The sequence below is a fragment of the Paraburkholderia fungorum genome, assembly GCF_046026025.1.
GTDB classification, from domain to species: Bacteria; Pseudomonadota; Gammaproteobacteria; order Burkholderiales; family Burkholderiaceae; genus Paraburkholderia; species Paraburkholderia fungorum_E.
Genome location: NZ_JAQQFL010000105.1, coordinates 1 through 810, shown reverse-complemented (window position 1 = coordinate 810; position 810 = coordinate 1). Strand labels below are relative to the sequence as shown.

At 64.8% G+C, this 810-nt stretch carries 1 protein-coding gene; it reads left to right on the top strand.

From position 1 onward, the window contains the following. Positions 1-810: citrate/2-methylcitrate synthase (locus tag PQR67_RS38200; protein ID WP_408467955.1), on the top strand; the 810-nt coding region annotated here is incomplete at both ends.

The window sequence follows — 810 nt, the reverse complement described above, 5'->3', positions numbered from 1 at the left end:
CTTCAAACCGAAGAAATCCGTCGCCCTGTCGGGCGTGACGGCGGGCAACACGGCGCTGTGCACGGTCGGCAAGACCGGCAACGATCTGCACTACCGCGGCTACGACATTCTCGACATCGCCGGCGCGTGCGAATTCGAAGAGATCGCCTATCTGCTGGTCCACGAAAAGCTGCCGACCCAGGCCGAACTCACCGCCTACAAGACGAAGCTCAAGGCCTTGCGCGGCCTGCCCGCGAACGTCAAGGCCGCGCTGGAATGGATTCCGGCCGCCGCTCACCCGATGGACGTGATGCGCACCGGCGTCTCGGTGCTCGGCACCGTGCTGCCGGAGAAGGACGATCACAACCTGGCGGGCGCGCGCGACATCGCCGACAAGCTGATGGCCTCGCTCGGTTCGATGCTGCTGTACTGGTACCACTACTCGCACAACGGCAAGCGCATCGAAGTGGAAACCGACGACGACTCGATCGGCGGCCACTTCCTGCACCTGCTGCACGGCGTGGAGCCGTCGAAGGCGTGGGTCGACGCGATGCACGTGTCGCTGAACCTGTATGCCGAGCATGAATTCAACGCCTCGACGTTCACCGGTCGCGTGATCGCGGGCACGGGCTCTGACATCTACTCGGCGATCACCGGCGCGATCGGCGCGCTGCGTGGCCCGAAGCACGGCGGCGCCAACGAAGTCGCGTTCGAAATCCAGTCGCGCTACCAGACGCCTGACGAAGCCGAAGCCGACATCCGCCGGCGCGTGGAAAACAAGGAAGTGGTGATCGGTTTCGGTCACCCGGTGTACACGATCTCCGACCCGCG